This is a genomic window from Kineosporia sp. NBRC 101731 (assembly GCF_030269305.1).
In the GTDB taxonomy this organism is placed as follows: Bacteria; Actinomycetota; Actinomycetes; order Actinomycetales; family Kineosporiaceae; genus Kineosporia.
In genome coordinates this window covers 605,511-631,878 of record NZ_BSTC01000003.1, presented here as the reverse complement: position 1 = coordinate 631,878, position 26,368 = coordinate 605,511, and the positions used below count along the sequence as shown (strand labels likewise).

Sequence of the window (26,368 nt, the reverse complement as noted above, 5' to 3'; positions counted from 1 at the left end):
GCTCAGGCCCAGGTTCAGGGCGATCTCACTGCCGACCAGTTCGATACCGTCGAGCGCGTCGTAGGAGGCGTTCGACGGGGTGCTCCGTGCTGCGAGAATGGCTGCCCGGTGCAGGCATTCGGCCTGGGTGGCGTCGAGGTTCCGCTTGATGCGTTCGGAGGCAGCTACGGATCCCAGGCAGGAACTCTCCGAACCCGTTGACCAGGAACATCTTTGGATGGCCTGGTGGAGTTCGAGGGCGGACAGCGACCGGAGATCGACCTCCGGCCACGCCGACAGCAGAGCTTCTCCCATGACCGCGCCCCCGCACTCCTGGTTCGAACAGGTGTCCACAGTCTACGTCACTTTTGCGTAGGCAAGACCACCCACGACGGGAGTGACGCATGAGGGAACCATGGGAGAAAGGCCGCTCCGAAAATTCCAAAGCCAACTACCAGTGGTGCCTTTGGCAACGACCCTCCTCAGCCGTACTCACAGGACGTCAGCCTGTCGCAGAGCTTCGATCACACTGGCGAGGTGAGCCCGGGCCGCAGCCTCGGCGGCCCCGGGATCACGCGCCACGATCGCCTCGATGATGGCCAGGTGCTCCTTCAGTGAGACCTGGGGCCGCCCCGGACGCAGGGCCAGGCGGAACTGGTGCCGCACCAGCTGGGCGTTGAGACGCTCCAGCACCTGATCCGCCACCGGCTGATCGGCGATCTTCCGCACCAGGGAATGAAGTTCGCGGTTGCAGGCCGAGTACTGCACCGGTTCGCCGTCGGCCACAGCCTTTCTCATGCGCCGCGCCAGCTCGAGCAGGGAGGCGTCATCGAGCGGCGTGGCCAGCCGCGCCGCCCGGGCGGCACAGAGGCCTTCGAGCACCATGCGGCACTCGGCGATGGCGATCGCCTCCTCGACGGAGATGATGCGGACACGGGCCCCACGGTTGGGAATCCGCTCGACCAGGCCTTCGGCCGTGAGGTCGATGAGTGCTGCCCGCACACTGGCCCGGGTGACGCCGTAGGTCTCGGCCAGTTCGCCCTCGACGAGCCGCTGACCGGGCGACAGCTCGCCCCGGGCCAGCGCCTCGCGCAACGCGGCAACCGTGACCCGGGTGCCCGCGGCACCTTCGCGGAGAGCCTCAGCCACCCTGTCCACCTCACCGTCGCGACACCGCGACCCCACCCGTTGAAGAACGCCGACACTGTCAACAATATCGTCGGCACTCCCGCCCGCCGCAGGTCACCTGCTCTCCAGCCGCCCCAGCTCCGGGGGCACCGCCACACCGGACGTCGCCAGCCCCAGCCCGGCCCGCAGGTAGTCCGTGGTGACCTGCTGGATCATCGCCACCCGGGCCTGGTTCTCGTCGGTGGTCTCGGCCGCCTCGTAACCCGGGATTCCGCCCAGTGAGTGCTCGCCGCCGAACACGGTGAGCAGACTCTTGGGACCGGGACTCAGGTAGTACGGGTCGGTCATCCAGTCGGGGCCGCGCCCGCTGAGCGGGGAGTCATCGTGGTCGCCGGCAACGATCAGGGCCGGGCGGGTCATGCCGCTGAAGTCCGGATTGATGAACGGCAGCATCTGGACCGCCTCGGGGGTCATGTCGGAACCCCGGCCGGCGGTGGCCAGCAGCACGCCGGTGCGGACCCGGGGGTCGGACAGGTCTTCCCCCTCGCCCGTGACACGGTCGAGAACCCTCAGCCCGAGCAGGCTACCGGCACTCTGCCCACCGAAGGAATGCCCGGCGACGGCCACCAGGGTCGGGTCGACGCGCCCGGCCAGGCCCGGAACCGCACTCTCCAACCCGTCCCACGCGTCGAGAACCCGCACCAGGTCCGCCACCCGCGTGCGCCAGACACCCGCCCATCCTGGGTCGCCGGGGCCCACTCCGACCGTGCGGGAGTCGGGGAAGGTCGGCTGCACCACGACGAAGCCCTCGGACGCCCAGTGGTCGGCCAGCGGCCCGTACCCGTGCAGGGAAGAACCGAACCCGTGGGCGAACAGCAGGATCGGTAGACCGGCGCCCACCACCGGCGCGGACACCCGGACCAGTAGATCACCGTCCCGGCCGGGAGCGGGGACGATCAGCGGCTTGACCGAGACAAGGGGTTTCACCAGATGGCCTTTCGAGTGACAAATTAAACGGGACAGCGTCCCGTTTTGAAGATACGGGACAGCGTCCCGTTTAACAACTAAGCTGCCGCCCGTGACCGGGAAGCCCTTGCGCGCCGACGCGCGCCGCAATCAGGAGACCCTGCTCGACGCGGCGGCCGCAGTGTTCGTCAGACAGGGCGTCGAGGCGCCAGTCCGGGCGATCGCGACCGAGGCCGGAGTGGGCACGGCCACGATCTACCGCCACTTCCCCACCCGGGCCGACCTGATCGTGGCGGTCTACCGGCACCAGGTGGAGTCGCTGGCGGCGCGCGGGCCGGAACTGGCCGGCTCCGGCGCAACACCGCACGCAACACCGCACGAGGCTCTAGGCCGATGGCTGCACGAGTTCGTCGATTTCGTCATCACCAAACACGGCCTGCCCGCAGCGCTGCAGTCCGCCGACCCGTGCTACGACCCGCTGCACGACTACTTCGTCGAGCGACTGGAGCCGGTCTGCGCCGAACTGCTGCGCGCGGCCGAGGCTTCCGGAGAGATCAACCCGGGGCAGGACGCCTACGAACTGATGCGCGCCGTCGGCAGCCTCTGCGCGGGCTCCGGCACGACAAGAACGTATGACGCGCGGCACCTGGTGGGGCTCCTGGTGGCCGGGCTGCGGAAGTAACCCTCAGGGCGCGAGATGCTCCTCCGCCCAGGCCGTCAGCTGGTCCAAGGCCGGGCGCAGGGCATAGCCGTGCCCGGTCAGCTCGTACCGCACCCGCAGCGGCGGTCCTTCGATCACCGTCCTGCTGACCAGGTTCTCACCGATCAGCTCGGTCAGCCGCTCATTCAGCACGCGGTCACTGATGCCCGGCACCCCGCGGCGGAGCTCGCTGAAGTACACCGGCCCGGACATCAGCGTGGCCAGCACTACTCCGGTCCAGCGTTTGCCCAGCAGGGTCATCACCCGGGACAGCGGCTCCCCCAGGCTCTCGCACGCCTGCGCACTTGACACGAACGACTCCTTAGCGCTTACCTCATCCAAGCGACTTACAAAAAGTAAGTTGCAAACTTTCCCTCAACGACGTCCCTCATCATGCCTCACCCCCCGGAGCCGCACCGTGACCACCGACCTGACCACCGACCACACCACCACCCTGACCGCTCTCGAAGCCCGCATCCAGCGCCTGGAAGACCGCGCCGCCATCGTCGACGTCGTCATCAGTTATGCCGCCGCCATCGACCGCCGCGACTGGGACACCTGGAGCTCGCTGTTCACCGACCAGGTGCACGTCGACTTCTCCGAGGCCGGGCTGCCGGCCGCCGACTTCCCGCGGGAGCAGTTCGTCGGCTTCGCCCGCCAGGGCCTGGACCCGTGGCCGGCCACCCAGCACCTGAGCCCGAACCACCAGGTGGTCATCGACGGCGACGAGGCCGTCTGCTACTCCTCGATGTACGCCCAGCACCACACCGAGCAGGGCGACTACGTGATGCGCGGCTCGTACGACAACCACCTGGTGCGCACCGCGAACGGGTGGAAGATCGCCCGGCTGGTGCAGCACGTCAGCTGGCTGGAGGGCGACCCCCGGATGGCCACCTCCAGCTGATCGAGTTGACAGTCGCTCCGCCCGGGTGTCGTATCTATACAGATAGACTGTATAGATATGACGAGGAGCGGTCATGAAGCTGACGAAGTACGTCCATGCCTGTGTGGTGCTCGAAGACCAGGGCACGACGATCGTGGTCGACCCGGGCACCTTCGCCACGAACGCCCGCGAGCTCCTGAGCACGGCCGACGCCGTCCTGATCACCCACGACCACTTCGACCATCTCGACATCGAAGCGGTCAAGGAGATCGTGGCCCAGCGCCCCGAGCTGCCCGTGTACGCCCCCGCCTCGGTGATCGAGCAGATCGGGGCGGGCCACCTGACCGAGGCCACGGACGGCCTGACGTTCTCCGTCGGCCCGGTGCCCGTGCAGGTCTTCCTCACCGGCCACGCCAAGATCCACCCGGACATGACGATGCCCGACAACGCCGCCTACCTGATCGGTGGCAGCGTGTACCACCCGGGCGACACCTACCTGGTGCCCGGTGTGGCCGTCGACACCCTGCTCGTGCCGACCAGCGGCCCCTGGACCAAGCTCGGCGAGGCTGTCGACTTCGTCCGGGCCGTCAACCCGCGGCAGGCCCTGCAGATCCACGAGGCCATGCTCAGCGAGATCGGGCAGCAGTCCACCGCCCACTTCCTCGGCGAGAAGGGTCTTACCAAGACACCTTTCACCCTGCTCCCGGTCGGCGAGTCGATCGAGATCGCGGGCTGATCCGGACGGTGAGGCCACGACAAAGGGGTCGTGACCAACCCGTGGGCATAAAAAGAGGCAAGGAAAACCGCTCCCTGCCTCTCACAAGGTTATAGCGTAAGGGGGGCCTTGCGGCAAGACCCTGGTCATGGCTCACAATCACCGATCGTGACCTGCCGTGCATCGGCATCAGATCGGAGCCCTACCTCATGAAAGCCCTCGACCACAGCGCTTTCAACCTTCCCCCAGACCGCGGCGCCAAGTCCGCCGCCCAGCTGATCGCCACGGACGAGAAGCATTTCGCCGAGATCGCCGGCACCCTCGAGCAGTCGATCGCCGAGCTGACCGAGCGCCTCGACGCCGTGCGCCGGCTGCCCGGTGGCGGCGGCCCGCGCGCGCTCGAGCGCGACCAGGAGGTGCACCGGCTGACCTCGCGATTGCGCACGCTGCGCCGGTTCGGCCTGGATCTCTGCCTGGGCCGCATCGTGAAGGACGACGGCGAGACGCTGTACATCGGTCGCCTCGGTCTCACGGCCGACGACGGACGCCGTCTGCTGCACGACTGGCGCTCGCCGGTCTCCGAGCCGTTCTTCGGCGCCACGCACGGCAACCCGATGGGGCTGGTGAGCCGCCGGCGGTTCCGCTGGACGCAGGGGCGGATCACGGACTACTGGGACGAGGTGTTCACCGCCGACGGCTTCGAGGGCAACGCCGCGCTGGACGACCAGTCGGCGTTCATCGCCAGCCTGGGCAGCAACCGCTCCCCCCGCATGCGAGACGTACTGGGCACCATCCAGTCCGACCAGGACGCGATCATCCGCGCGGGTTCCCGGGGCGCGCTGATCGTCGACGGCGGCCCGGGCACCGGCAAGACCGTGGTCGCGCTGCACCGGGCGGCCTACCTGCTCTACTCCGACCCCCGGCTGGGCCACCATCGCGGCGGCGTGCTGTTCGTCGGACCGCACCAGCCGTACCTGGACTACGTGGGTGACGTGCTGCCCAGCCTGGGCGAGGAGGGCGTGCAGACCTGCACGCTGCGCGACCTGGTCCCGCAGGGCACCCAGGCCCGGCCGGAGACCGACCCGGAGGTGGCACGGCTGAAGTCGGCCCTGAACGTGGTGAAGGTGATCGACGCGGCCGTGCGGTTCTACGAGGAGGCGCCCACCGAGACCATGGGCCTGCGCACCCCGTGGGCCGAGGTCTGGCTCACCCCGGACGACTGGGCGCTGGCCTTCGACGCTCCCCCGCCCGGAACGCCGCACAACGAGAGCCAGGAGTACATCCTCGACGAGGTGGCCTCGATCCTGGCCGACAAGCATCCGGCGGACGACAACGGTGACCGGCCCACCCCCCGACAGGTGCGCAAGTCGTTGCGGCAGACCGCCGAGCTGACGACGGCCGTCAACCGGGGCTGGCCCTGGCTGGAGGCGGAAGACCTGGTCTCCGACCTCTTCACGGTGCCCGCCTACCTGCGCCGCTGCGCACCCGGGCTGACCCGCGAGGAGATCCGCCTGCTGCAGCGCGGCGAGCAGATCTGGACCCTGGAAGATCTCCCCCTGCTCGACGCGGCCCGTCAGCGGCTCGGCGACCCCCAGGCCGCCAAGCGCAAGATGCGGCAGGACGCGGCGATCGCGGCCGAGGCCGAGCGCCGCAGTGCCGTCGCCGACGCTCTTCTTCAGGCCCAGGACGATTTCGAGGGCGCCGTGGCCATGCTGATGGGCAAGGACCTTCAGGACGCCCTGGTCGACGAGGCCGCGCGGCCCACCACGACTCCCGATGCGCTGGCCGGGCCGTTCGCGCACATCGTGGTGGACGAGGCCCAGGAACTCTCCGACGCGCAGTGGCAGATGTTGTTGCTGCGTAATCCTTCCCGCAGCTTCACCATCGTCGGAGACCGGGCCCAGGCCCGGCACGGGTTCACCGAGAGCTGGCCCGACCGGCTCAAGCGGGTGGGACTGGACCGGATCGAGATCGCCTCGCTCAGCATCAACTACCGCACGCCCGAAGAGGTGATGGCACAGGCCGAGCCGGTGATCCGCGCCGCCCTGCCGGACGCCAACGTGCCCACCTCGATCCGCAGCAGCGGTCTGCCGGTGCGCTACGGCACCCCGGTCGAGCTGAACGACGTGCTCGACACCTGGCTGGCCGAGCACGCCGAGGGAGTCGCCTGTGTGATCGGCGATCCCACGTTCCTGCCCACCGCCCGCGTGCGCTCACTGACCCCGACCCTGGCCAAGGGCCTGGAGTTCGACCTGGTCGTGCTGGTCGACCCGGAGAAGTTCGGCGACGGCATCGAGGGCGCCGTCGACCGGTACGTCTCGATGACCCGGGCGACTCAGCAGCTGGTGGTCCTCAGCGGCGGATGAACGCGAACCCCTGCGGGGCCAGTTCCCGGGTCCCGAAGACCTCCCCGGTGCGCAGGTCGGTGCCGTCGAACGTCACCGAGACCGGAAGACTCCCGTGGTTGATCACCGTGAGGACGTCACCGCGTCGGGCTGTCTCGACTCCCTCGGGCAGTGGGGCCGACGGGATCCCGACCTCTTCCAGCAGGCGGGTGGCGATCGCGTCCAGACCGGTCGGGTCCGGCATGGTCGCGACGTACCAGCCCTGGCCGCCCGCCTGACCGTGCTCGCGCCGGGTCAGGGCCGGGCGGCCCGCGGAGGGGCCATCGGTGAAGGTGGCCACGACCTGCGCGTCATCGGCCCACAGCGCCTCGGCGAAATAGGTGGCGCCGAAACCCGCCTCCCCGGAGGCGAAGGAGACCGACGTACGGTCGCCACCACCGGTGCCCGCGTCGTCCTCCACGACGGTCTCCCCCGCCCTCTCGGCGACCTGCTGCCGCACCGGGGGCGGCAGGGGGCGGAAGTCCTCGACGCCGACACCCAGCACCGGACCCAGCCGGGTCAGGAAACCGCCGTCGCAGAAACGGTCCTGCGCATCCACGACATCACTGAACGGTCCGGTCAGGAGCACCCCGCCGTTCTCCACGAAGGTGATCAGCGGGGTCTCGTCGCGGATCAGGTAGAGGAACGGCGCGACCGCGAGACGGTACCGGGCGTCGATTTTCTCGGGCGGCACGATGTCGACCTGGACGCCCCGCCGGTGGAAGGCGCCGTACCACTCACGGATCAGCGACAGGTAGTCGAGAGTGGCTGGGTGGTCGGGGTTCTCGATGGCCCACCAGTTCTCCCAGTCGAACACCAGAGCAACGGACGCATCGTCACCGGGAGGGGGCAGGTCAGGCAGGGCGGCGAGGTCGGCTCCCAGGGTGGATGCCTCCTGCCACGTGCGGGTGCGGGTACCGGCGTGCGGAAGCATGGCCGAGTGGAACTTCTCACTGCCCGCGCGCGACTGCCTCCACTGGAAGTAGAAGATGCCGTCCGCGCCGCGCCCGACGGACTGCGCGGTCTCGGCCGCCAGCTGACCGGGCTGCTTGGACGGGTTCGTGGGGCGCCAGTTGACCGCGTCGGTGGCCTGTTCCATCAGGAGCCACGGCGTGCCGCGCTTCAGCGAGCGCATCAGGTCACGCTGGAAGGCCGTGTTGCGCACCCGGTGCGGGTCTTGCGGGTCGGGGTAGCAGTCGTCGGTGATGACGTCGATGTGCTGGGCCCAGTCGGCGTAGTTGGCGGGCTTGAAAGCACCCATCATGTTCGTCGAGATCGGCTGGGTGGCACCGGCGGCGCGGATGATGTCGCGCTCGGCGAGGTAGCACTCCAGCCACATGTCGGACATGAAGCGCTGATAGTCGAGCAACTGCGCGGGGTTACGACTGTAGGGAGCCTTGAGCGGGGGCATCACCTGGGCCCACTCGCCGTACCGCTGCGACCAGAACGCCGTGCCCCAGGCCTCGTTCAGTGCCTCGATGCTGCGGTAGCGCCACAGCAGCCATTCCCGGAAGGCCTCCTGGGCGGCGGGTGAGTACTCGACCGGCAGGTGGCATCCGTACTCGTTGTTGACGTGCCACATCACCACCCCCGGATGCCGCGCGTACCGCGCTGCCAGACGCGTCACCAGTTCGGCGGCCAGACGCCGGTAGGTCTTCGACGCGGGTGAGTAGTGCTGCCGGGACCCGTGCCAGTAGGTGGCGCCGTTCTCGTCGGTGGCGAGCGTGTCCGGGTGCTCGATGCTCATCCAGGGCGGTGGCGAGGCGGTGGCCGTGGCCAGGTTCACCCCGATACCGGCCGCGTGCAGCTTGCCGATGACGGTGTCGAGCCAGGTGAAGTCCCAGACGCCCGGAGCCGGCTGCAGTCGTGACCAGGAGAAGATGCCCAGGCTCACGGTGGTCACACTGGCCCGCTTCATCAGGCGCACGTCATCGTCCCAGACGCGTTCCGGCCATTGTTCGGGATTGTAGTCGGCGCCGTAGAGCATGGGTTCGTCAGCGTCCTTGCCGTCGGGAACGTCGGTCGGGCGCCATTCTCCCGCCTGATCCGCGATCCTGACGCCTCGGCCCCCCGCTGTGACCCAGCCCACTTTCTGACCCGGTTCCCGCGCCGCGCAGCGACTTATCCTGCCCCGGAACGCTGCATCACCGAATGAGTCAGGAGCGGGCCCGTGTTCTCGAAAATACTGGTGGCGAACCGGGGCGAGATCGCCGTACGGGCCTTCCGCGCGGCCTACGAGGTCGGCGCCCGCACCGTGGCGGTCTTCCCCTATGAAGATCGCTGGAGCGAGCACCGGCTGAAGGCCGACGAGTCCTACGAGATCGGCGAGCGCGGGCACCCGGTGCGCGCCTACCTCGATGCGGAGACGATCGTGGCAACGGCTGTGCGGGCCGGGGCCGACGCGATCTACCCGGGCTACGGGTTCCTGTCGGAGAATCCGGCCCTGGCCGAGGCCTGTGCCCGGGCCGGCATCACGTTCGTCGGGCCGGGCCCGGAGGTGCTGGAGCTGACCGGCAACAAGGCGCGGGCGATCGCGGCGGCCAGGGCGGCGGGGGTTCCCACGCTCGCCAGCATCGAGCCGTCCCGCGATGTCGACGAGCTGGTGACCGCATCGCAGCAGTTGCCCTACCCACTCTTCGTCAAGGCCGTCGCCGGGGGTGGCGGGCGTGGCATGCGCCGGGTCGACCGGCCGGAAGACCTGCGCGAGGCGATCGAGGTCTGCATGCGCGAGGCCGACGGCGCGTTCGGTGACCCGACGGTGTTCATCGAGCAGGCCGTGGTCGACCCGCGGCACATCGAGGTGCAGATCCTCGCCGACGGTGAGGGCAACGTCATCCATCTGTTCGAGCGCGACTGCTCGGTGCAGCGTCGTCACCAGAAGGTCATCGAGATCGCCCCGGCGCCGAATCTCGACCCGGAACTGCGCACGCGCATGTGTGCGGACGCGGTGCGTTTCGCCCGCCGGATCGGGTACCGGAACGCGGGCACGGTGGAGTTCCTGCTGGCACCCGACGGCACGTACGTGTTCATCGAGATGAACCCACGTATCCAGGTCGAGCACACGGTGACCGAGGAGGTCACCGACGTCGATCTGGTGCAGTCGCAGCTGCGCATCGCGGCCGGTGAGACGCTGGACGACCTGGGTCTGTCGCAGGACACCGTGCGCCTGCGGGGCGCGGCCCTGCAGTGCCGGATCACCACCGAGGACCCGGCCAACAACTTCCGCCCGGACACCGGTGTCATCACCACCTACCGCTCACCCGGCGGCGGCGGGGTGCGGCTGGACGGCGGCACCGCCTACACCGGGGCGCAGGTCAGCGCGCACTTCGACTCGATGCTGGCCAAGCTCACCTGCCGGGGCCGCACGTTCGGATCGGCGGTGGAGAAGGCCCGCCGCGCCGTGGCCGAGTTCCGGATCCGCGGGGTCTCCACCAACATCCCGTTCCTGCAGGCGGTGCTGGACGACCCGGACTTCGCCGCCGGCCACGTCACCACCGCGTTCATCGAGACCCACCCGCACCTGCTCCAGGCCCGCGGCACCGGCGACCGGGGCAGCAAGCTGCTGACCTACCTGGCGGACGTGACGGTGAACCAGCCGAACGGGCCGGCGCCGGTGATGCTGGATCCCACGCTGAAGCTTCCCCCCACCGACCTCACCACCCCCGCTCCGGGCGGGACCCGGCAGCTGCTGCTGGATCTCGGGCCGCAGGAGTTCGCCCGGAGGCTGCGGGCGCAGAACCGGGTCGCCGTCACCGACACCACGTTCCGGGATGCCCATCAGTCGTTGCTGGCCACCCGCGTGCGGACCCGGGACCTCCTGACGGTCGCGCCGCACGTCGCCCGGACCACCCCGCAACTGTGGTCGATCGAGGCCTGGGGCGGGGCGACCTACGACGTGGCGCTGCGGTTCCTGGCCGAGGACCCGTGGGAGCGCCTGGCGTCGCTGCGCGAGGCGGTGCCGAACATCGCCCTGCAGATGCTGCTGCGCGGCCGTAACACCGTGGGCTACACGCCGTACCCGACCCGGGTGACCGACGCCTTCGTGGCCGAGGCCGCCTCCACCGGTATCGACGTGTTCCGTATCTTCGACGCCCTGAACGACGTCGAGCAGATGCGGCCCGCGATCGAGGCGGTGCGGGCGACCGGCACGACCGTGGCCGAGGTGGCCCTGTGCTACACCGGCGACCTCTCCGATCCGGGCGAGAAGCTCTACACCCTGGACTATTACCTGCACCTGGCCGAACGCATCGTGAAGGCCGGGGCGCACGTGCTGTGTATCAAGGACATGGCCGGGTTGCTGCGGGCGCCGGCGGCATCGAGGCTGGTGACGGCCCTGCGCCAGGAGTTCGACCTGCCGGTGCACCTGCACACCCACGACACCGCGGGTGGCCAGCTGGCCACCCTCACCGCCGCGATCGCGGCCGGGGTGGACGCGGTCGACGCGGCCTGTGCCTCGATGGCCGGCACCACCTCCCAGCCGCCGATGTCCGCGCTGGTGGCCGCGACCGACCACAGTGACCGCGAGACCGGGCTCGACCTGCGGGCGGTCAACGCACTGGAGCCGTACTGGGAGGCGGTGCGCCGGGTCTACGCGCCGTTCGAGTCCGGGCTGAGCTCACCGACCGGGCGGGTCTACCGGCACGAGATCCCGGGCGGGCAGCTGTCGAACCTGCGCCAGCAGGCGATCGCGCTGGGCCTGGGCGAGAAGTTCGAGCAGATCGAGGACATGTACGCCGCGGCGAACGACATCCTGGGCAACGTGCCCAAGGTGACCCCGTCGTCCAAGGTCATCGGCGATCTGGCGCTCTCGCTGGTGGCGGCCGGGGCCGACCCCGAGGGGTTCTCACAGCACCCGGGCTCTTTCGACATCCCGGACTCGGTGATCGGCTTCCTGAACGGCGAGCTGGGCGACCCGCCCGGCGGCTGGGCCGAGCCGTTCCGCACCAGGGCCCTCGAAGGACGTTCCTGGACGGCACCTTCGGAAGAACTGAGCCCCGAGCAGGAGGACGCGCTCGCGACGGACCCCCGCAGGGCTCTGAACGAGCTCCTGTTCCCGGGTCCCGCAAGGATTTTCGCCGAGGCCCGATCGACCTACGGCGACACCTCCGGGCTACCCACCCTGGACTACCTCTACGGTCTGCGCCGGGGCGAGGAACACGCGGTGGAGCTGTCCGAGGGCAAGACCCTGATCATGGGTCTGCAGTCGATCAGCGAGCCGGACGAGAAGGGTTTCCGCACCGTGATGGCCCGGCTGAACGGGCAGATGCGGCCGATCAGCGTGCGCGACACCAGGATCGCGGCCGAGATCCCGTCGGCGGAGAAGGCCGACCCGTCCCGGCCCGGGCAGGTGGCCGCGCCGTTCCAGGGCGTGGTGACGCTGGTGGTGGCCGCGGGCGACAAGGTGGCCGCCGGGGACACGGTGGCCACGATCGAGGCGATGAAGATGGAAGCCTCCATCACCGCCCCGGTCGAGGGCGTGGTGCAGCGGCTGGCCTTCAGTGGGGTGCAGAGCGTGGACGGCGGTGACCTGGTGCTCGAACTGGCTTAGCCATTCACACCTTTTGTCCGTATTTTCTGTGCGATGCTCAGGCCTCACCGACGAGGTCTGGAGCAGCACGGATGTCGATGGCAGCGGCCGGACGAGCCAAGCACGCCTCCCGGGACCCACTCGGCCCGGCGACCCGGGTGTTCCTGATCGGCGTGCTCGCACTGCTGGCCTCGGTCGTCACCGCCGGGCCGGCCCTGTCGGCGCTGTCGGCGCTGTCGGCGCTGTCGGACGAGCTGCCCACCACCGTGGGCCAGGTGCGCTGGCAGTCGGCTGCCCAGTTCCTGCCCGGGGTCCTGCTGGTGCCGGTGGTGAGCCGGATCGGTGTCGGCACCCGACGCCGGCGCACCGTCCTGATCGTTCTGCTGCTCGTGCTGGCCGGGACCCTCCTGGTCGCCCTGGCCACGAACCACCCCCTGGTGGTGGCCGGTTCGGCACTGTCGAGCCTGGCCCTGGCGGTGATCCCGGCCTGCGTGGCCTCGGCGCACGAGGCCGCGGGCCACACCGCGGCCGGGGCCGTGGCGGCGGTGGCCGTAGCCGCGCCGCTGCTGGCGGCGCCGCTGCGGTACTACGGTGACCGGGTGCTCGCCGTGCCGCCCGGGGTCGACCTCGGCCCCGGCTTCCTGCCCTGGACCGCTGTGGCGTTCACCGTCGTGGCGCTGCTGGTGGCCTGGTTCACGCTGACGTCACCGGGCTGGCCGGTCACGCCGGTGCGGCCGGGCGCTGTCGGGATCCTGTTACTGGGCGGCACCGGCGTCCTGACCCTGGCCGCCCTGTTCTGGGTCGACAGCCCCTGGAAGGCAGCCGTTCTCGTCGTCACTCCGGGACTGCTGCGGGTCGGGCGACGCTATCTGCCCGCGGTCCGCCGACCCTGGGCGCCCCTCCCGCTGGCCCTTGGACTCCACGGTGTGCCAGTGCTTCTCGTCCCGCTACTCGTCGCCTCCTCGGCCGGTGACGAGTACCCCCGGGTCATGCTCTGCCTGGCCGTCGCCACCGCGGGCGGCGGGGTGCTGGGCATCCTGCCGACCACCCCGCGCCGGCTGCTCCCGGCCGGTTTCGTGGTCATGGCGGCGGCCTGCGCCTGGCTCGCGGCCACGCACGACGGCGCCTGGTGGACGCTGATCGGCGGAACGACGTTGCTCGGGCTGGGGGCGGGGCTCGGGATCGCCGCCGTGACCCAGACCGCCCTGCGCCTCCTGCCGGTGGCCGGGGCGGCCGGGGCTGTCGGTGTGCTGCAGGTGGTCTGGGCCATCGGTGCGCTGTTCGGAGCCACTGTGCTGCTCCAGGGGTACGAGGCGCTGGGGAATGCCCTGTCCCCGACGCTCTACGTCACGGCAGGGGCCTTGGTGCTGCTCACGCCCTTCTGCCGTGATCATGCCGACGTTTCCCGGGGAACTGGGGGCCCCTCCCGGCCGTAGGTCGGGGGACGGCATGATCTTTTCTAGTAGGCGCTCGTCGAGGCCTTGCCCTCGAGCACGGAGCGCGCCGACGACAGGCCGAGCCGGGTGGCGCCGGCGGCGATCATCGCCTCGGCGTCCTCGAGGGTGCGGATGCCGCCGGAAGCCTTGATCCGCACCTGCGGGCCGATGGCCGCGCGCATCACCTCGACGGCGTGCACGGTGGCGCCGCCGGTCGGGTGGAAACCGGTGGAGGTCTTCACGAAGTCGGCGCCGGCCCGGGTCGCCGCCCGGCACACGGCGGTGAGCTGCTCGTCGGTCAGGGCGGCCGACTCGACGATCACCTTGAGCAGGTGCGGGGCGGGGACGGCGGCCCGGACGGCGGCAATCTCCTGCTCGGTCGTGGCGTAGTCGCCGGACACCGCGGCGCCGACATTGATCACCATGTCGATCTCGTCCGCCCCCTCGGCGACGGAGCGCTTCGCCTCGTCGGCCTTCACCGCCGCGCTGTGGGCGCCGCTGGGGAAACCGCACACCGTCACGACCGCGAGATCCGAACCGGCCGCGGCCTCCTTGGCGACGGTCACCAGGGACGGCGACACGCACACACCGAACACGGCGAGCTCCCGGGCGTCGGCGACGAGTTTGCGCACGTCGTCGGGCGTGGCTTCCGGCTTGAGCAGCGTCTGGTCGATGTAAGTGGCGAGGTTCTCGGTCATGGCTCTCAGCCTACGGGGCCGCCGGGAGCCGCCGGGAGACGATCGGCACCTCGTCGCGGATCGTTCTTGACGAGTCACGCAACGCAGCTTAGGTTGGCGCACGAAACGGACATCGGCCGTCCCGACACCGGCCGCCTGCCCTACCCACGCTCCCCTACTCACGCTCCACCGACCTGCCTCACGCTCCACCCGCAGACCCAACGGCCGTCAGACATCCTGGCGAGCCGTCTTTTCAGGGCCGGCGGGAAAGCGCTTTCCTGCGTACAGCGACGTACCCGGAGGAGAACCATGGCCTGGAAGAAACGTGTCGGCATCGGGATCGCGGCCCTGCTCGCGGTCACGACCGGCCCGCTGTCGACGGCGGCCGCGACCACCGCGACGTCCACCGCGACGTCCACCGCAACGTCTACCGCAACCAGCCCCACCGCCCTGACCACGACGTCCACCATGGCGAAGCCGCCCCTGGTCGACGGACGCCAGGCCGAGAAGCTGGACCGCGGGCTGGTGGCCGTGCCGACGGACGACGGGGTGCTGGTCAGCTGGCGGTTGCTGACGGCGAAGGACCCGGCGTTCCTGGTCTACCGCAACGGCCGGCTGATCACGAAGAAGCCGGTCAGCGGGCGGTCCAACTACACCGACGCCCGGGGCCGGGCCGGTGACCGCTACGCGATCCAGCCGGTCGGCGGCGCCCGCACGGCCGCGGTGAAGGCCTGGGGCAGCAACGCTCTCGACATCCCGCTGGACAAGCCGGGCGAGGGTTACAAGGCCAACGACGCGAGCGTGGGCGACCTGGACGGCGACGGCCGGTACGAGATCGTGCTGAAGTGGGACCCGGCGGTCTCCAAGGACAACTCGCAGTCCGGGGTGACCGGTGAGGTCTACCTGGACGCCTACGAGCTGACCGGCCAGAAGCTCTGGCGCATCGGCATGGGCAAGAACATCCGGGCCGGAGCGCATTACACCCAGTTCCTGGTCTACGACCTGGACGGCGACGGGCGTTCGGAGATCGTGGCCAAGACCGCGGACGGCACGGTGGACGGTGCGGGCACCGTGATCGGTGACGCCGCGGCCGACCACCGCAACACCGCCGGATACGTGCTGACCGGGCCCGAGTTCCTGACCGTGTTCGAGGGCCGCACCGGCCGGGCCCTGAGCACCACCGACTACCAGCCGCCGCGCGGCACGGTCACCGGCTGGGGCGACGGGTACGGCAACCGGGTCGACCGGTTCCTGGCCGGGGTGGCCTACCTGGACGGCCAGCGACCCAGTTTCGTCATGGCCCGCGGCTACTACACCCGCACCGTACTGGTGGCCTACGACTGGCGGGACGGGAAACTGACGCAGCGCTGGACGTTCGACAGCAATGAGGCCGGCAAGCAGTATGAGGGCCAGGGCAACCACGAACTCTCCGTGGCCGATGTCGACGACGACGGCCGGGACGAGATTGTCTACGGTTCACTGACTCTGGACGACGACGGAAGCGTGCTGTACAGCACCGGCCTGGGGCACGGCGACGCGCTGCACGTCGGCGACCTGGATCCGGAACGGCCCGGGCTGGAGGTGTTCGGGGTGCACGAGTCGAAGAGCGCGGCATACGGCCTGGAGATGCACGACGCCCGCACCGGCGAGATCCTCTTCGGCCAGAACACCGGGATCGACACCGGGCGGGGCCTTTCCGCCGACATCGACCCCGCCTACCCGGGTGAGGAGGTCTGGGCCGTGAACGGCGCCTGGAACTCCCCCACCGGCTGGCTGTTCAGCGCCCAGGGCGAGCTGATCTCGAACAGCATCCCGTCGGCGAACTTCGCGATCTGGTGGGACGGCGACCTGTCCCGCGAACTGCTCGACCACACCTGGGACGCCACCACCGAGACCGGGGTGGGCACGATCGGTCAGTGGGACCCGGCCACGCAGACCACGAAGAACCTGCTGACGGCCACCGGCACGCTCTCGAACAACCACACCAAGGGCACGCCCTCGCTCCAGGCCGACCTCCTCGGCGACTGGCGCGAGGAGGTGCTCTGGCGCACCGACGACAGCACCGCGCTGCGTCTGTACACCACGCCCTACCCCAGCCGGCACGGGTTCCGCACCCTGATGCGCGACCCGGTGTACCGGCTCGGCATCGCCTGGCAGAACGTGGCCTACAACCAGCCGCCGCACACCAGCTTCTACCTGGGCAACTGACAACAAGCCAGCGCAGCCCACAACAGCCCACAACAGGGGACGAGTCACCGGACGCGGGAGGGCCCACTCACGGGGGTGGGCCCTCCCGGCATGGCGCCGGACCGGGTGGCCCTCCTTTCGAAAAGCGGCGGCGCCCACCGGTCCTTCTCCGGTAGAAAGTGGGCATGGCCTGGCGCACCGCAGAATCCCTGCCCGCCGTCGTGCGCGCCGCCGGCGGCCTGTGGGCCGCCGATCGCGCCCGGCACACCCTCTTCCTGAGCCTCAGCTCCCGGGCCCTGGAGCCGGACGGCCCAGCTCACACGGGTGGCTGGTGGCAGGAGCCCGGCGGCGTCGTGACCGGAAGCTACCTGCTCACGACCATCCGCACCCTGATCCTCGGCTCTCTCCCTCCCGGAGCCGCCCGGCCCCTGGCCGTCGAACTGGCCGACCGGGGAGCCCCCGTCCAGGCGGTGCAGGGTCCCCGGGCCACGGTCGAGGAGTTCACCGCGACCTGGGAGGCACGCACAGACCGGCAGCGCGCCGGCGAGATGGCACAGAAACTCTTCCGCCTCGAACAGCTGATCAAGCCCTACCCGTGGCCCACCGGTTCCGCCCGCACGGCCACGGCGCCGGACCGGGGTCTGCTGCTGGACTGGTTCCGCGCGTTCGGCGAGGAGACCGGTGCCGTCGTCGACCTGCCGGCCTCGGTCGACGACCGCATCGCCACCGGGTCACTGACCCTGTGGGAGGTGGACGGGCACCCGGTCTCGCTCGCCGGCACCACCGTCCCCACCGGTGGCGCCTCCCGCGTCACGTCCGTGTACACACCACCGTCGTTGCGCGGCAAGGGGTACGCCGCGGGTGCGGTGACCGCGAGCATCCGCCGCACCATCAGTGCGGGCGCCACCACCGTCGTGCTCTTCACCGACCTGGCGAACCCCACGAGCAATGCCCTCTACCGCCGGCTGGGTTTCGAGCCCGAGACCGACTTCCTGCAGATCACTTACGTCAGATGACGACCCACTCCACGGCGTCGGCCAGAGCTACCCCGAGGACTAGCCGGAGATGAGACTCAGCACCATGCCGAGGACTGCGGTGTTGTAGACGAACGAGAGCAGACCGTGGCAGAGCACGATGCCGCGCATGCGGCTGGTCTGCACGGAGACGTCGGAGGTACCGAAGGTGCTGCCGACGGTGAAGGAGAAGTAGGCGTACTCGAGAAGTGTCGGCTGCGCGGTGGCCGGGAACTCCAGATGCGCCGGTTGCGCGGTGTTCTCGAGATCCAGGCGGGCGTATCGCTCGGCGTAGGCCAGTTGCAGGATCGTCCAGGCGACCAGGACCATGGCCATACTGGTGAAGCGGATGACGACCGCGTTCAGGTCGTCGCCCCTCCAGAAGGCAATGTTGAAGCCGCTGTCGATCACGATGACGGCGGTGAGCGCCACGATCATCCGCGTCGCCCGACCTCCGGCCAGACGCGAGGACCACCGGGTATCGCCCTTGCGGGCCTGACGGATGCGACGCACGCGCACCAGCGTCCACAGCAGGCCGATGAGGATCCACTGCGTCGCCAGCAGGAAGAGCAGCAGACTTCCGTTGCTGAGCTCATCGTTACTGTCGCTGTCCGCACCGCCCCACAACACCGCCAGGCAGGTGGCCAGGGTCGACAGGAGCAGCACCACGTCGAGAAGCCGGCTCGGCCACGGAGCGCGGTGGGCGACGGGGCGGGAGGCCATGAGCGTTTCCTGAGTCACGGTGATGGTCTTCCTTGATGGTCGGCCCGGCTCGGCACCGGATGCCTCAATAGCAATCAGGACGAACGGAAGCTAGCGGACACCTTGGCACAGCGGCAAACACACGCGTTGTACCACTGCGGTCGCCCAGTGCACCGAAGACGGTAACGTGCTCACACGAACAGCCTCCCTGCAACGCTTTTCGTAGGCCGACCGGTCAGGTGCCCGCAGCGTTCAGGTGAACGCCCCGGCCGTTGCGCAGGCTTTGCGGTTGTTCATCCCGCCGCGCCGGATTCAAGATCAGACCGCGGCGGGACGAAGGACTGCCCACACCTTCCGGCAGCGCCTCTCCCCCGAAGGGGATGTCGTGACCGAAACCTTGCTTGGCACATGGAAACTCATCAGCTGGCGGCGCCTGAGCCAGGACGCCTCGGCATCCTTTCCCCTGGGGCCCGCCGCGTCCGGGATCCTGATCTACGCTCCCGGCGGGCGGATGGCCGTCCAGATGACCGGCGAACGACGCAGCCCGCTGGCGACCACCGACCCGCTCGGCGGTAGCCCGCAGGAACGTGCGGCTGCCTACTCGGGGTACCTGGCCTACTTCGGCGGGTACACCTTCACCGACGACACCGTCACCCATCTCGTCGAGGGCAGCTCGTACCCGAACTGGTCGGGCGCGCAGCAGGAACGCCCCTACACGATCGAGGTCGGCCGGCTCGTTCTGCGCACCCTGCCGACCAGCCTGCCGGACGGTTCGGTGGTGGTCAACGAGATGTCGTGGGAGCGCGCCGGGAGCCGGTGACGCCGCATATCACAACGAGGGTTGAGCGCCTGCGCGCCCACCACGAAGGAGTCCGAGATGACGGCAACGATCCTGGAACCCGGCACCCATGTCCGGGCCCGGGCAGCCAACGGGTACGCGGAGCTCAGCGCGGAACACATCAGCTCGGTGGTGCACCACAGCAACTTCCGGACCATCGCCCAGCACATGTTCACGCTGATGCTGCGCAACGTGGCCAGTGACGGTTTCCTGTTCACCGACCCGGCCGACCCCGGCCGTTTCTCCACCCCCGGTGCCGTGATCGCGGCACCCTCCTACCCGGCCAACTCCCCCGGTGTCGACCAGGACTACGTGTTCAACTGGACCCGCGACGCGGCGATCGTGGCCCTCGAGATCGCCGCGGCGAAGCTACCGACGCGTGACGGCACCGGGGTCGAATCCCTCGAGGACTACGTGCGCTTCGCCTCGATCTGCCAGGGCAACGCGATCCCGACCCTGGCCCACGCCTGTTTCACCATCGAGGGCCAGTCCCGGCCGTGGACCGAGCAGAACGACGGTCCGGCCCTGCAGACCTCGGCGATCCTGGCGGCCTTCGGCCAGCTCGACGATCCGACGCGGAACCTGGCCCGGCAGGTGATCGCCCGCAACCTCGACTTCCTCCTGGGGACCTACCGGGCGCCGACCACCAATCTCTGGGAGGAGCACTCCGGCTACTCGTTCTTCGCCCGGGCGGTGCAACTGCGCGCCCTGCGCGAGATCTCGGCCAACACCGTGGGCGTGCCGGTGCCCGAGGGTCTCGGTGAGGCCGCCGACTGGCTGGAGAACGCCCTGTCGCAGCACTGGGACGGCACCCGGTACCTGAGCCTCATCACCGACGATCAGCCGCCGTCCGACCCGGCCGGCGGTGGTTACGACCCGAACATCGACATCGTGATGGCGGCCGTCTACGGCGCGGTCCCCCTGACCGACACCCGGCTCCTGGCCACGGCCGCCCTGCTGCGGCAGCAGTGGTCGGACCCGGCCTCGGCCTCGGTGTACCCGGTGAACCTGGCTGATGCCGACCTGGGGATCGGGCCGATGCTGGGCCGCTACCCGGGCGACACCTACGACGGCGACATGTCCGACCACGTGCAGGGCGGTCATCCCTGGGCCCTGACCACGAACAATTTCGCCGAGCTGTACTACCGGCTCGCCGACGGTGTGCGGGCCCTGGGGTCGCTGCCCTACGACGATCTCTCCGCCCCGTTCTTCGCCCAGGTCGGGGTCACCGGCGACACGACCCCGGCCGAGGCCGTCGCCGCCCTGGAACAGGCCGGCGACCGGATGCTGCAGGCCGTGATCTACCACAGCGACAACCTCGAACTCAGCGAGCAGTTCGACGGCACGAACGGTTACTGCCGCAGCGTACGCAACCTGACCTGGAGTTACGCCTCCTACCTGTCCGCGGTGCGGGCCCGGACCGGCCTGACGGTCAATGGCTGACCCGGTGGACGCCTTTCTCGACCTCTCGGTCTCCCTCACCGGTTTCAGTCACTTCCAGTTGCTCGGGACCGGTATGGCAGAGGTCTACCGGAGCACCCTGGAGCAGGTCCTGCCCGCAGACGTCCTGCTCCGGGTTCTCCGGGCCGCCGCCGAGAACCAACCGCCCCCGCAGATTCTCGCCGACCCGGACCTCGGTCCGGTGGCCCGCAACCTCGTCCTGCTGTGGTACTGCGGCACCTGGACACCCCTGCCCGACGACTGGCGCGAACGCCACGGCACCTGCGCCTTCGATACCCACCGGGTGATCTCGGCGGAGGCCTACCGCAGCGGCCTGCAGTGGGTCGCAGCCGGGGCCCACCCGGCCGGCGCCTACCAGCAGGGGTTCGGGGCGTGGGCGTTGCCGCCCGACGTTCTGGCCCCGGGCGCATCACCTCTCCTGCGCCGGAGCGTGGCATGAGCGACAACGGCACGCCCGACCGCCCGGACGCGGACGTCGTCATCGTCGGGGGTGGCGTCAACGGGGCGCTGCTCGCGAAACGCCTGACCCAGGAGGGGGTGACGGTACTCGTGCTGGAGGCCGGTCGCGGAAGCGCCTGGGAGTACGAGAGCTACCACCAGCACCTGGAGACGTTCTTCACGGCCACCAGCAAGAACGTCGAGTCGCCCTGGCCCGCGACCGTGGGTGCCCCGCAGCCCGACACCGCCGACGTCCGGCTCGCCGACGGCTACTTCGTCCAGGACGGCCCGGACCGGTTCGGCAGCAGCTACTCCCGCACCCTGGGCGGATCCACCCTGCACTGGCTCGGGGTGTGCCTGCGGATGCTGCCCGAGGACTTCGCCCTGCGCACCCGGCACGGGGTCGGGCGCGACTGGCCGATCGGCTACGACGACCTGGAACCGTTCTACCGCGAGGCCGAGTTCGAACTCGGCGTCGCGGCCGACGTCGCGGAGCAGGCCCATCTGGGCATCACCTTCGCCGACGGCTACGACTTCCCGATGCAGCGCCTGCCGCCGAGCTATTCGGACCAGATCCTGGCGAAGTCGGTGGACGGCCTGGCGATCCGGCTCGGGCAGGCCTCGTACAGCCTGAAGGTGCGTGGGTACCCGGCGGCCCGTAACTCGCTCCCGCGGGCCGGGTACCGCCCGGCCGGCGCGGTCGGTGAGCCCGGGGAGGAACTGTCCCTGCACCGGGGCCTGGGCCAGCGCTGTCAGGGCAACACCTCCTGCACCCCGATCTGCCCGGTCCAGGCCAAGTACAACGCCCAGAAGAGCCTGGCCCAGGCCGACCGGCGCCGGCTGGAGATCCGCACGCAGAGCGTGGTCTCGAAGGTGCTCGTCGATCCGGTGAACGGTGCCGTGACCGGGCTGGAGTACCAGCACTACGACGAGCCCGACTCCTCCCGGCACACCGTGCACACCGCGACCGGCCGGATCTACGTGCTGGCCGCGCACGCCGTGGAGAACGCCAAGATCATGCTGGCCTCGCACCTGGGCGGCACCGGGATCGGGCAGGGCCTGATGGACCATCCGGCCCTCTACGCCTGGGGTCTCAGCCCGGTACCGGTCGGGGCCTTCCGCGGTCCGCAGTCCACGGCCGGGATCGACGACCTGCGCGGTGGCGACTTCCGGGCGCAGCACGCGGCCTTCCGCTTCGACATCGGCAACGACGGCTGGCGGGCCACCACCGGTGCCCCTGACTCCGACGTGGCCACCGCCGTGCGGCAGGGCCTGTACGGCGACGCCCTGCGCGAGCACCTGCAGCAGACCCTGCCGCGCCAGGTCCGCTTCTCGGTCGCGGTGGAGCAGCTGCACGACCCGGCCAACACGGTCACCCTCGACACCGGCCACCCCGACCAGCTCGGCAACCCGCGTCCGGTGATCCGTTACAGCATCGACGACTACACCCGGGCCGGGATGGCCGCCGGCCGCCAGGTGTACCGGCAGATGTTCGCGCGGGCGGGGATCGAGGACCACTCCCAGGACGAGGGCGGCGCCTGGTTCCCGTCGGTCACCTACCAGGGCGAGGAGTACCACTACCACGGCATGGGACATTTCGCTGGTACCCATGTGATGGGCTCCCACGCCGGTGATTCCGTCGTGGACGACACCCAGCGCAGCTGGGCGCACCCGAACCTCTTCGTCGTCGGGTCGGGCAGTTTCCCCACCATGGGCACGTCCAACCCCACGCTGACGATGGCCGCACTGACACTGCGCACCGCCGGGCACGTTCTCGCCACACTCCGTGATTGAGCAGACCTTTGTGAGATGAAGGGAACCGCCGTGATTTTTCCTCAGGGGGCCGGTGTTCGCACCACCCCGGCCGCGGTCGCCGAGACCGTCTACGACGTCGTGATCGTGGGTGGTGGGATCTGCGGGGCGCTCATGGCCGACCACCTCAGCCGGGAAGGCCGCTCGGTGCTCGTGCTCGAGGCCGGCCCGGCCGGTGACATGGGTATCAAGGACTACGAGGCCTACCTCAACGAGTTCTACGCCGCGGCTGTCAAGGACAACCAGTCCCCCTACCCGGTGACCCCGACCGTGCCGATGCCGCGCAGCTCCGACGCGCGTCCTCTGGTACCCGGTGAGCCCAACACCGACGGCTACCTCGTGCAGAACGGGCCGCACTCCACCGACACCACCTACACCAGGGTGCTGGGCGGCACGACGATGCACTGGGAGGCCAAGATCCTGCGGATGCTCCCGGAGGACTTCGAACTCGCCGAGCGTTACGAGCAGGGGCCGCGATGGCCCCTGGGGTACGCCGATCTGGAACCGGACTACCGGGAGGTCGAGAGGGAGATCGGCGTCTGCGCCGAGGTGGAGGACCAGCAGTACCTCGGCATGACGTTCCCCCGCGACTACGTGTACCCGATGCGGGGCCTGCCGCAGTCCTACCTCGACCGGGTGGTGGCCCGCGACGTCGACGGCACCAAGGTCGAGCTCGGCGGGCACGAGTTCTCCCTGAGGGTGCGGCCGTTCCCCCAGGGCCGCAACGGCATCCCGAACCCGGCGTACGACAACGGCCGGGGCTTCGTGCCGGTGGGTGCGGTCAGTACCACCCAGGTCGAGGAGGGAGAACGCTGCCAGGGCAACAACAACTGCGTGCCGCTGTGCCCGGTACAGGCGAAGTACCACGCCGGCAAGACCCTCTCCAAGGCCCTGCAGCGTGGCGTCGAGATACTCACCCAGGCCGTGGCCTATCAGGTGCACACCGACCCCGAGAACGGGCGGGTCACGCAGATCGAGTACCGGCGCTACCGTGACCCCGCATCGGTGGAGTACGAGACCGGTTACGCCCGCGGCCGGACCTACGTGCTGGCCACGAACGCGATCGAGAACGCACGGCTGATGCTCGCCTCGGGCCTGCAGACCCGCAGCGACCTGATCGGCCGCAACCTGATGGACCACGCCTACCTGCTCACCTGGGGCCTGCTGCCCGAGATCGCGGGCACCGGGCGCGGCACCAACTGCACGTCCGGCATCGTCGACCTGCGCGGTGGTGCCTTCCGCCGGGACCAGGCCAGTTTCAGCGTCGACATCCACAATGACGGCTGGGGCTGGGCCACCGGATCACCGGTCTCCGACCTGATCCGGATCGTGGACGAGGGCGCCCACGGTTTCGACCTGCGCCGGGCCCTCGTCGACCAGGTGAGCCGCCAGCTGCTGCTCGCCCACATGATCGAGGTCCTGCCCGAGCGGTACAACACCGTCACCGTCGACCCGCAGTACCGCGACCAGCTGGGCAACCTGCGCCCGGTGATCTCGTTCTCGGTGCCCGACTACTCGATGAAGGGGGCGGCCTTCGCCCGGCACCTGTCCCGCCGGCTGTTCGCGCAGCTCGGGGTCGAGGACCACACCGAGTACCGGCCGCAGGAGTACGGTTACGTGGAGTTCGAGGACCAGGGCTACCGCATCCTCGGCGGCAACCACCTGGCCGGCACCCACATCATGGGCAGCAGTCCGGGCACCTCCGTGGTGGACCCCGCCCAGCGCAGCTGGGAGCACGCCAACCTCTACCTCGTCGGTGGCGGCAGCATGCCGACGATCGGCACGGCCAACATCACCCTGACGGCGGCCGCGCTCTGCCTGCGCACCGCCCGGCACCTGCACCGGGAACTCCAGCAGCAGGACCAGCCGCTCGCCCTGGCCACCGTCTAACCGATTGGCGTCGCGATGACCCAGCACACCCTGATCAAGGAAGACCGCCTCCCGGGCGAGATCCACCGTCTGTCCGACCTCGAGGCGTACCTGAACGCCGCTCTGCGTCTGGAGCACGCCACGATCCCGCCGTACCTGACCGCTCTGTACTCACTGCACCCGGGCAGCAACTCGGACGCCCAGCACGTGATCCGGGTGGTGGCGGTCGAGGAGATGCTGCACCTGACCCTGGTCGCCAACGTGATGAACGCGATCGGCCTGCACGTCGACCTGACGGCCGACGACTTCGTGCCCAACTATCCTGCGCACCTGCCCAGCGGTGAGATCGACTTCCTGGTCGACGTGCAGCCGTTCTCGCAGGCGGCCGTCACCACGTTCCTCAACATCGAGCGCCCGGCCAAGGCACCGACCGAAGAGAGCCGCCTCCTGCCCTGCCCCGATGCGAGTGAGCTCGGTGTCGGCACCGTACTGGCCGCCAGCCCGCTCGACCCGAGTGTGCGCTACTACAGCATCGGTGAGTTCTACGACGAGATCGAGCGCGGTCTGCGCTACCTCGACCGCACCTTCCGCGAGGAGGGCCGGGAACTGTTCGTGGGCAATGCCTCCTGGCAGATCACACCCGAGTACTTCTACTCCGGCGGCGGTGAGGCGCTGGCGGTCGTCGATCTGGCCACCGCGCTGCGGGCCCTCACCGTGATCGCCGAGCAGGGTGAGGGGATGGGCGGTGGCATCTACGACGGCGAGGGCGAGCTCTCGCACTACTACCGCTTCGAGCAGATCCAGCTCGCCCGTTACTACCAGAAGGGTGACATCCCGGGCCGGCCCAGCGGCCCCGGCCTCGACGTCGACTTCCACGCCGTCTACCCGGTCGCGATCAACGCCGAGCTGGCCGACTACCCACCGGGGTCACCGGTTCTCGAGGCGGCGCAGCGTTTCAACCAGACCTACGCCGATTTCCTCGCCTACCTGACGCAGGCGTACAACGGCGCCCCGAGCCGGCTGCTCGACGCCGTCCCGTGGATGTTCCGTCTGCGCGACGACATCAACCAGCTGATCCGCAACCCGCACCCGAGCGTTCCGGGAGTCAACGCGTCCCCCGTCTTCGAGCGCATTCCCATCGACCGGGGAGCCCGAGCATGAGTATGGACGTCTTTCTCGCCTTCTCCTCAGAGGTCACCGGGTTCACCGAGTTCGACCTGCTGGGAACGGGCCAGGCGCCGACCTACCACTCCACCGTGGAAAGGGTGGTCGGGTCGCAGAATCTCGACGACCTGCTGCGGACCTACCAGGAGAGCGTCACCGAGCTGGACGACGAGCAGAAACGGGCCCGGCAGCTGGGCGAGTCGGTGCTGGACGACCCCCGGCTGGGCGTCATCGCCCGGAACATCATCAAGCTCTGGTACTCCGGGACCTGGTTCGACCTCTCACCGGAATGGACAGCGCAGTTCGGCGTTCCGGGCACCGAGGGCACCTTCACCGCCTCCGGGCAGGCCTACGCGGTCGGACTGCTCTGGTTCGCCGTCGGGAGCAACCCACCCGGCGCCCGCGCCCCCGGCTACGGCTCGTGGGCGCAACCACCGCGCATCCCGCACCTCCCCCCGTCGTCCATCCCCTCTTCCCTCGCCCGTTAGG

General features: G+C 69.7%; 22 protein-coding genes. 15 read left to right on the top strand and 7 right to left on the bottom strand.

Translation table 11 applies throughout. The features are described 5' to 3' along the window. The 3 genes from QSK05_RS12800 to QSK05_RS12790 form a co-directional block, all read right to left on the bottom strand. A partial coding sequence (locus tag QSK05_RS12800) for a hypothetical protein (protein WP_285597367.1) occupies positions 1 to 294 on the bottom strand: 294 nt, incomplete at its 3' end. A gap of 177 nt (positions 295 to 471) precedes the next feature. Next, positions 472 to 1,128: a GntR family transcriptional regulator gene (locus QSK05_RS12795; protein ID WP_285597366.1), complete on the bottom strand. Its 657-nt coding sequence runs from the start codon at positions 1,126 to 1,128 to the stop codon at positions 472 to 474. Positions 1,129 to 1,221: 93 nt separating this feature from the next. After that, a complete protein-coding gene (locus tag QSK05_RS12790; RefSeq protein ID WP_352301068.1) occupies positions 1,222 to 2,097 on the bottom strand; it encodes an alpha/beta hydrolase family protein in 876 nt (291 codons plus the stop codon). 79 nt (positions 2,098 to 2,176) lie between these two features. Between QSK05_RS12790 and QSK05_RS12785 the strand changes: the two genes are divergently transcribed. Further along, positions 2,177 to 2,755 carry a TetR/AcrR family transcriptional regulator gene (locus QSK05_RS12785; protein WP_502879755.1) on the top strand — a complete coding sequence of 193 codons (579 nt, stop codon included), beginning with the start codon at positions 2,177 to 2,179 and terminating at the stop codon, positions 2,753 to 2,755. Positions 2,756 to 2,758: 3 nt separating this feature from the next. Here the strand turns inward: QSK05_RS12785 and QSK05_RS12780 are convergent, their stop codons facing one another. Next, complete coding sequence (locus QSK05_RS12780; protein WP_285597363.1) at positions 2,759 to 3,085, bottom strand: winged helix-turn-helix transcriptional regulator; 327 nt, start codon at positions 3,083 to 3,085, stop codon at positions 2,759 to 2,761. Between the two features lie 106 nt (positions 3,086 to 3,191). On the opposite strand from QSK05_RS12780, the gene QSK05_RS12775 reads away from it, so the two are divergent. The 3 genes from QSK05_RS12775 (at position 3,192) to helR (ending at position 6,737) form a co-directional block, all read left to right on the top strand. Continuing rightward, positions 3,192 to 3,677, top strand: a complete 486-nt coding sequence (locus tag QSK05_RS12775; protein WP_285597362.1) for a nuclear transport factor 2 family protein — start codon at positions 3,192 to 3,194, stop codon at positions 3,675 to 3,677. A 73-nt stretch (positions 3,678 to 3,750) separates the two neighbouring features. Beyond that, on the top strand, positions 3,751 to 4,392 hold the full coding sequence (locus tag QSK05_RS12770; protein ID WP_285597361.1) for an MBL fold metallo-hydrolase: 642 nt from the start codon (positions 3,751 to 3,753) through the stop codon (positions 4,390 to 4,392). Between the two features lie 188 nt (positions 4,393 to 4,580). Further along, entirely contained in the window at positions 4,581 to 6,737 is a 2,157-nt protein-coding gene (gene helR, locus QSK05_RS12765; protein WP_285597360.1) for an RNA polymerase recycling motor ATPase HelR, read from the top strand. Here helR and QSK05_RS12760 read toward each other — a convergent pair. Continuing rightward, positions 6,724 to 8,742 (bottom strand): beta-galactosidase, encoded by a 2,019-nt coding sequence (locus tag QSK05_RS12760; protein WP_285597359.1) that lies wholly within the window; start codon positions 8,740 to 8,742, stop codon positions 6,724 to 6,726. The genes helR and QSK05_RS12760 overlap by 14 nt on opposite strands. A gap of 183 nt (positions 8,743 to 8,925) precedes the next feature. On the opposite strand from QSK05_RS12760, the gene QSK05_RS12755 reads away from it, so the two are divergent. Together QSK05_RS12755 and QSK05_RS12750 are read left to right on the top strand one after the other, a co-directional pair. Next, entirely contained in the window at positions 8,926 to 12,303 is a 3,378-nt protein-coding gene (locus tag QSK05_RS12755; RefSeq protein ID WP_285597358.1) for a pyruvate carboxylase, read from the top strand. A 71-nt stretch (positions 12,304 to 12,374) separates the two neighbouring features. After that, positions 12,375 to 13,718: a hypothetical protein gene (locus QSK05_RS12750; protein ID WP_285597357.1), complete on the top strand. Its 1,344-nt coding sequence runs from the start codon at positions 12,375 to 12,377 to the stop codon at positions 13,716 to 13,718. A gap of 23 nt (positions 13,719 to 13,741) precedes the next feature. On the opposite strand, the gene deoC is transcribed toward QSK05_RS12750, so the two are convergent. After that, positions 13,742 to 14,416, bottom strand: a complete 675-nt coding sequence (gene deoC / locus QSK05_RS12745) for a deoxyribose-phosphate aldolase (RefSeq protein WP_285597356.1) — start codon at positions 14,414 to 14,416, stop codon at positions 13,742 to 13,744. Positions 14,417 to 14,704: 288 nt separating this feature from the next. Between deoC and QSK05_RS12740 the strand changes: the two genes are divergently transcribed. Together QSK05_RS12740 and QSK05_RS12735 are read left to right on the top strand one after the other, a co-directional pair. Then, entirely contained in the window at positions 14,705 to 16,603 is a 1,899-nt protein-coding gene (locus QSK05_RS12740; RefSeq protein ID WP_285597355.1) for a rhamnogalacturonan lyase, read from the top strand. Positions 16,604 to 16,767: 164 nt separating this feature from the next. After that, a complete protein-coding gene (locus QSK05_RS12735) occupies positions 16,768 to 17,598 on the top strand; it encodes a GNAT family N-acetyltransferase (protein ID WP_285597354.1) in 831 nt (276 codons plus the stop codon). Positions 17,599 to 17,637: 39 nt separating this feature from the next. Here the strand turns inward: QSK05_RS12735 and QSK05_RS12730 are convergent, their stop codons facing one another. After that, on the bottom strand, positions 17,638 to 18,318 hold the full coding sequence (locus QSK05_RS12730) for a DUF1345 domain-containing protein (protein WP_285597353.1): 681 nt from the start codon (positions 18,316 to 18,318) through the stop codon (positions 17,638 to 17,640). Between the two features lie 364 nt (positions 18,319 to 18,682). Here QSK05_RS12730 and QSK05_RS12725 point away from each other — a divergent pair, with 364 nt between their 5' ends. The 7 genes from QSK05_RS12725 to QSK05_RS12695 are packed head-to-tail and all read left to right on the top strand — an operon-like array spanning position 18,683 to position 26,367. Beyond that, positions 18,683 to 19,117, top strand: a complete 435-nt coding sequence (locus QSK05_RS12725) for a lipocalin-like domain-containing protein (RefSeq protein ID WP_285597352.1) — start codon at positions 18,683 to 18,685, stop codon at positions 19,115 to 19,117. Between the two features lie 57 nt (positions 19,118 to 19,174). Continuing rightward, positions 19,175 to 20,578 carry a glycoside hydrolase family 15 protein gene (locus tag QSK05_RS12720; protein WP_285597351.1) on the top strand — a complete coding sequence of 468 codons (1,404 nt, stop codon included), beginning with the start codon at positions 19,175 to 19,177 and terminating at the stop codon, positions 20,576 to 20,578. Continuing rightward, positions 20,571 to 21,035 (top strand): hypothetical protein, encoded by a 465-nt coding sequence (locus tag QSK05_RS12715; RefSeq protein WP_285597350.1) that lies wholly within the window; start codon positions 20,571 to 20,573, stop codon positions 21,033 to 21,035. Before QSK05_RS12720 ends, QSK05_RS12715 begins: the two co-directional genes overlap by 8 nt. Further along, the gene (locus QSK05_RS12710) at positions 21,032 to 22,828 is read left to right on the top strand and encodes a GMC family oxidoreductase (RefSeq protein ID WP_285597349.1); all 1,797 of its coding nucleotides are present in this window, start codon (positions 21,032 to 21,034) and stop codon (positions 22,826 to 22,828) included. The genes QSK05_RS12715 and QSK05_RS12710 overlap by 4 nt, the downstream gene beginning before the upstream one ends. Before the next feature lie 30 nt (positions 22,829 to 22,858). Further along, positions 22,859 to 24,736 (top strand): GMC family oxidoreductase, encoded by a 1,878-nt coding sequence (locus tag QSK05_RS12705; protein WP_285597348.1) that lies wholly within the window; start codon positions 22,859 to 22,861, stop codon positions 24,734 to 24,736. A 15-nt stretch (positions 24,737 to 24,751) separates the two neighbouring features. Further along, positions 24,752 to 25,876: a ferritin-like domain-containing protein gene (locus QSK05_RS12700; RefSeq protein ID WP_285597347.1), complete on the top strand. Its 1,125-nt coding sequence runs from the start codon at positions 24,752 to 24,754 to the stop codon at positions 25,874 to 25,876. Then, positions 25,873 to 26,367: a hypothetical protein gene (locus QSK05_RS12695; protein WP_285597346.1), complete on the top strand. Its 495-nt coding sequence runs from the start codon at positions 25,873 to 25,875 to the stop codon at positions 26,365 to 26,367. Before QSK05_RS12700 ends, QSK05_RS12695 begins: the two co-directional genes overlap by 4 nt. The last annotated feature ends 1 nt before the right edge of the window (position 26,368 follow it).